At 73.5% G+C, this 5,238-nt stretch carries 4 protein-coding genes and 1 pseudogene; 2 read left to right on the plus strand and 3 right to left on the minus strand.

The features are described 5' to 3' along the window. The first annotated feature begins 160 nt into the window (after nucleotides 1–160). Nucleotides 161–1,459: a zf-HC2 domain-containing protein gene (locus HO151_RS06830; RefSeq protein ID WP_368039447.1), complete on the plus strand. Its 1,299-nt coding sequence runs from the start codon at nucleotides 161–163 to the stop codon at nucleotides 1,457–1,459. Nucleotides 1,460–1,623: 164 nt separating this feature from the next. Here the strand turns inward: HO151_RS06830 and purU are convergent, their stop codons facing one another. Further along, nucleotides 1,624–2,490 carry a formyltetrahydrofolate deformylase gene (purU, locus tag HO151_RS06835; protein WP_173895190.1) on the minus strand — a complete coding sequence of 289 codons (867 nt, stop codon included), beginning with the start codon at nucleotides 2,488–2,490 and terminating at the stop codon, nucleotides 1,624–1,626. Between the two features lie 145 nt (nucleotides 2,491–2,635). After that, nucleotides 2,636–3,136 (minus strand): hypothetical protein, encoded by a 501-nt coding sequence (locus tag HO151_RS06840; RefSeq protein WP_173895191.1) that lies wholly within the window; start codon nucleotides 3,134–3,136, stop codon nucleotides 2,636–2,638. Between the two features lie 117 nt (nucleotides 3,137–3,253). On the opposite strand from HO151_RS06840, the gene HO151_RS06845 reads away from it, so the two are divergent. Further along, nucleotides 3,254–4,552, plus strand: coding sequence for an ABC transporter substrate-binding protein (locus HO151_RS06845; RefSeq protein ID WP_173895192.1), 1,299 nt, complete (start codon nucleotides 3,254–3,256; stop codon nucleotides 4,550–4,552). 5 nt (nucleotides 4,553–4,557) lie between these two features. Here HO151_RS06845 and HO151_RS06850 read toward each other — a convergent pair. Then, a pseudogene (locus tag HO151_RS06850) lies at nucleotides 4,558–5,238 on the minus strand (hypothetical protein); the annotation flags it as partial.

Consider the following 5,238-nt stretch of genomic DNA (forward strand, 5'->3'; position numbering starts at 1 on the left):
CGCCGCCCGGACACGGGGGTGCCCGGTGACCGCCCCGGACCCTTCCGGTTCGGACCCTTCCGGGCGGGACCCGCACCGCCACGACGCCGGTCCGCCGGACGGCGGGGACGGAGGGGACAGAGGCGGGCGCGCCGGACCGGACCGCGCCCGTCCCCCGCGCATACCCACGCCCCGCTCGTCCGTCGAGGACACGGGTCTGCCCCTGCCCTCCCCGGCGTCCCCCGCGCCCTCCGCCTCCCCCGTGTCCTCCGTGTCCCCTGTGCCCCCTGTGTCCCCTGTGTCCCCTGTGTCCCCTGTGTCCGACGCTCCCCCCACGTCCGCCGCTCCCCCCTCCGCCGCTCCTCCCGCCCTCGATCACCAGGTGCTGAAGGCCCTGCTCGGGGCCTGGGCGCTGGCGGCCTGCTCCCCCGCGGAGACGGCGGCCGTCGAGGACCACCTGGGCGGCTGCGGCGCCTGCGCCGAGGAGGCGCTGCGACTGCGCGAGGCGGTCGGCCTCCTGCACCGGCCGGAGAGCCTCGACCTGAACCCCGCCCTGCGCACCCGCGTCCTGGAGTCCTGCCTGGACCGCCGCCCGCCCCGTATCCCGGTGCCCTCCTGGGCGATGCCGTACGACGCGGAGACCGCCCGCCTGGACGCCCTGCTCCAGGACATCGGCGGCGCGGAGTGGCACGCCCCCGTACGGCTGCGCTGGTTCGACGGCGACGAACCCACGAGTCGCCGCACCACCGTCGCCGGGGTCATCGCCCACCTCCTGACCGTGGACGGCCTCGTCGCCGTCACGCTCGGCCTGGACGACCCCCTGGACACCGCGGCGGACGCCTCCGGCCCCGCCGCCCGCACCGAGGCATGCTGGCGCGCCGCGCCCTTCCCGCCCACCCGCTCCGTGCACGGCCCGTGGCGCGAGCAGTCCCACAACCTCGTCCGCACGGCGGCCTTCGCGACCGACGGGGGCTCCGGCCGCCTGCCCGTCCCGTACGGCGACTTCGAACTCCCGCTGCGCGACGCGATGCTGGACCGCGCCTTCGAGACCTGGGTGCACGCCGGGGACATCGCGGACGCGGTCGACTACCCGTACGAACCGCCCGCGCCCCGCCACCTGCACGCGATGATCGACCTGGGCGCCCGGCTGCTCCCCTCGGTCCTGGCCGCCCGCCGCCAGGCGGGGCTCACGGCACCCGTCCGTGAGGCCCGCCACCTGACCCCGGCCGGCGCCCCCGGCCGCAGCCTCCGCCTGGAGATCGAGGGCCTGGGCGGCGGGGAGTGGCTCATCCCCCTCGACTCCCCCGCCGCACCGGCCTCCCCCGACCACGAGGTGGCCCACGTGGCGCTGGACGGCGTGGAGTTCTGCCAGCTCACGGCCGGGCACATCCCACCCGAGGAGGCGGCGGCGGGTCAGCTGGGCGACCGCGAGGCGATCAGGGACGTACTCTTCGCGGCGGCGTCACTGAGCCGTATGTAGCAGTTGCATGCAGCAGTTGCATGCAGCAGTTGCATGCAGCAGTTGCTGTAGCCGCGCGCAGGAGCCGCGTGCGGGAGCGGGCACGCCGGCGCGCGACCGTCTGTCACCCGTCACCCGTCACCTGCCGCCCGCCGCCTGCCGCCCGCCGCCCGCCGCCGCGCGTCCTAGCCGAAGACGACGGTCCGTCGCCCGTTCAGCATGATCCGGCGCTCCGCGTGCCACTTCACGGCCCGCGCCAGCGCCTGGCACTCCACGTCCCGCCCCACGGCCACGAGCTGCTCCGGGGTGACCTGGTGCCCCACCCGCTCGACCTCCTGCTCGATGATCGGCCCCTCGTCGAGGTCGGCCGTCACGTAGTGCGCGGTCGCGCCGATCAGCTTCACTCCCCGCACATGCGCCTGGTGGTAGGGCTTCGCCCCCTTGAAGCTCGGCAGGAAAGAGTGGTGGATGTTGATGATCCGCCCGCTCAGCTGCTTGCACAGGTCGTCGGAGAGCACCTGCATGTACCGCGCGAGCACCACCAGCTCGACGTCCTGCTCCCGCACCAGCCGCAGCAGCTCCGCCTCGGCCTGCGGCTTGTTGTCCTTGGTGACCGGGATGTGCCGGAACGGCACGCCATACGACGCCACGAGCTCGGCGAAGTCCGTGTGGTTGGACACCACGGCCACGATCTCCACCGGCAGCGCCCCGATGCGCGCCCGGAACAGCAGGTCGTTCAGGCAGTGCCCGAACCGGCTGACCATCAGCACGACCCGCATCCGGTCCTCGGCCAGGTTTATCCGCCAGTCCATCTGGAAGGAGTCACCGATCGCCGCGAAGCTCGCCCGCAGTTTCTCCACCGTCACCGGCGACTCCGCCGAGAAGTGGACCCGCATGAAGAACAGCCCCGTGTCCCGGTCGCCGAACTGCTGGCTGTCCTCGATGTTGCACCCGGTCATGAAGAGGTAGCTCGACACGGCGTGCACGATGCCCTGCTTGTCGGGGCAGGAGAGGGTGAGGACGTACTGCTCGGGCGCGGCCTGCTCATTCATGCCCGCCAGGTTCCCACAAACGCCGCGCCCGGGCCCACACGTCCCGTCTGGCGGACGGGGCGCGTGCGTCCCGTCCGGACGGGCAGGCGTGCGTCCGCGGGTCCGTGGGGGCCGGTCGCGCAGTTCCCCGCGCCTCTGAAGGGCCTCAGGCGGAGCGGGTCATGATGCGCAGCACTTCGAGCGTGCGGGGCGGGACGTCCGCGTCCTCGCCGTCGCTCACGGCCATCCGTACGTGTGCGTCCCGGGCCGCCCGTACGGCCTCCGGCCACCCCGGATGGTCGAGGTACGCGGAGACGGGTGCGTCGGGCCCGACCTGGTGCATGATCCGCAGCACCCGCAGCACCGCGGAGTCGACGAGCGCCGCCTCCTGCGAGTCGCGGAAGATCGTCCCGATGTACTTCTCGGCGGACCAGTTGTCCAGCCAGGTGTCCTCGACGAGGCGGTAGACGGCGTCGGTCACGTCCCCGTACCCGTCCACCCCCGCGAGCCATATCCCCCGCTGGAACTCGGTGTCGGAAAGCATGTGCAGCGCGGAGCGCACATTGCTGCGCCAGCGCCACCACGGCATGTCGTTCAGTGGCATGCCGCCCATGGTGGACGAGCGACGGCCGCGACGGGAAGAGTTCTCCGAACCTTGCACGGTCACCGATCGTACGTTCCTGCCGGACCGGTCCGCTCCGCACCCCGCTGTTCACCGTCCCGTCACCACCCGTCGACCGAGGGTCGCACCCGCCGTAGCGATGTGACGGAATCGTGCGTATGCATGACCGGCCGGCGACCCACCCGTTCCTTCCTCCCCGCCCTCCGCTCCCCGCTCACCAGGGCCGGAAGAGTGCTGTCCGCGGGCGCGCTGGCGGCGTGCGTGTCGGCGGCGGCCGGCTGCGGTGTCGTCCCCGGCACCACGGCGGGAGCAGAGGACGGCACCGTCACCGTCATGACGTGGGCGCCGGAGAGGACCAGGACGACCAACAAGCCCGGCATGCCGGCCATGGCGAGGGCGTACGCGCGCTGGGTCAACTCCCACGGCGGCATCGACGGCCGCAAGCTGGAGGTCCTCACCTGCAACGACCGCAACGACACGGTGGCCGCCGCGAACTGCGCCCGCCGCGCGGTCGAGGAGGACGCCGTCGCGGTCGTCGGTTCGTACAGCCAGCACGCCCGCTCGTTCTTCTCCCCGCTGGAGGGAGCCGGCATCCCGTACCTCGGCGGCTACGGCGTCACGGACGACGAGTTCACCAGCCCGCTCTCCTACCCGGTCAACGGCGGCCAGGCCTCCCTGCTGGCCGGCCTCGGGCGGCAGCTCGGCGGGACCTGCGGTCCGGTCACGCTCATCCGCCCCGACACGGTCGCCGGCGACGAACTGCCCGTGCTGCTCGACTCCGGCCTGGCGGCGGCGGGCCACGCGGCCTCCGTCGACCAGCGGGCCACCGAGGAGGCCACCGAGTACGCGGGGCACGCCCGGCGGGCCCTGGAGCGGTCCTCGGCGGACCCGAGGGCGGAGGGGTGCGTGATCCCCGCGCTGGGCGACCGCACCGACACCTTCATGGACTCGTTCCGGCGGGCCCGCGAGGACTACCCGACGGTGCACACGGCCTCCGTGCTGGGCAGCGTCGACCAGTCGGTGATCGACGCGACGGGCCGTACCTACGAGGGCGCGTACGTCACCGGCTGGTACCCGGCGTCGGGCGACGAGCGGTGGGAGCCGATGCGCGAGGTGATCCGGAAGGAGGCCTTCGGCGACAACCGGATCGACGCCGCCGACCCCGGCGTGCAGACGACCTGGGTCGCGTACACCGCCCTGACGAGGGCCATCGAGTCGCTGGGCGACGGCGAGGTGTCAGCGCGGGCGCTGCGGCGCACGCTGGACGACGGGCTGCGGATCGACACGGGCGGGCTGACGCCGACCCTGAGCTGGAGCTTCCAGGACCTGCTCACGACGAGCGACTTCCCGCGCCTGGCCAACGCGGACGTGACCTTCCAGGTGGTCCGCGGGGGCCGCCTGGTCAGTGACCGCAGGGGCTTCGTGAACGTGGCGGAGGTCCTGGAGACCACCACGTCCTGACCGCGTCACAGCTGGCCGGGCTGGCGCTCCGTCAGTCCGTAGGTGTGGGCGATGGAGTTCCACAGCTTGGCGGCCTTGGCCTTCTGCGTGGTCGCGGTGCCGCTCTCCCGGTTGCCCGCGGCGGTCCGACCCGTGGAGCGGGCCTGGCCCTTCTCGCAGCCCTTCTTGCCCGCGGCCTGGTCGGCCCAGGCGGCGTAGTGCGTGTCCGCCGCGGCGGATGCCTTCCACGCGCTGTTGAGCGCGGCGGTCAGCTCCGCGTGGTTGTCGAGCTTCTCGACGGACAGGCCCGCGAGCCGGGTGACCAGGGAGTTGCGCTGTTTGGCGGCGTCGCGCAGGTCGGTCGCAGCCTGGCCGAGATTGGTGCACCTGCGCACGTTGTCGACGGCCTTGACCACCGAGTCGCGGCTGGCGCCGCTGTCCGCCAGGAGCTTGTCCAGGGCCACCGCCTGGGCCTCGGCCGGTCCCACCGACGCGGAGCCGGAGGACCCGTCCGTGGCGGACGCGGTCGCCGCCACCGTCGTGTTCCCGTCGCCCTTGTCCTCGTCCCCACCGCCGCCACCGCTCAGCAGGGCGCCCGCGCCGATGCCGAGCACGGCTATGCCCACTCCGACGGCGGCGATGACGGGAACGCGGGAACGGGACCGGCCGCCGCGGCCGTGGTCGCCGTCCGCCCCGGCCCGGTGTCC

It is taken from the genome of Streptomyces sp. 8P21H-1 (genome assembly GCF_013302945.1).

Bases quoted from the DNA above. Each gene is read 5' to 3' on its own strand.
- purU (WP_173895190.1), bottom strand. From the start codon at position 2,490: ATGAATGAGCAGGCCGCGCCCGAGCAGTACGTCCTCACCCTCTCCTGC.
- HO151_RS06845 (WP_173895192.1), top strand. From the start codon at position 3,254: ATGACCGGCCGGCGACCCACCCGTTCCTTCCTCCCCGCCCTCCGCTCC.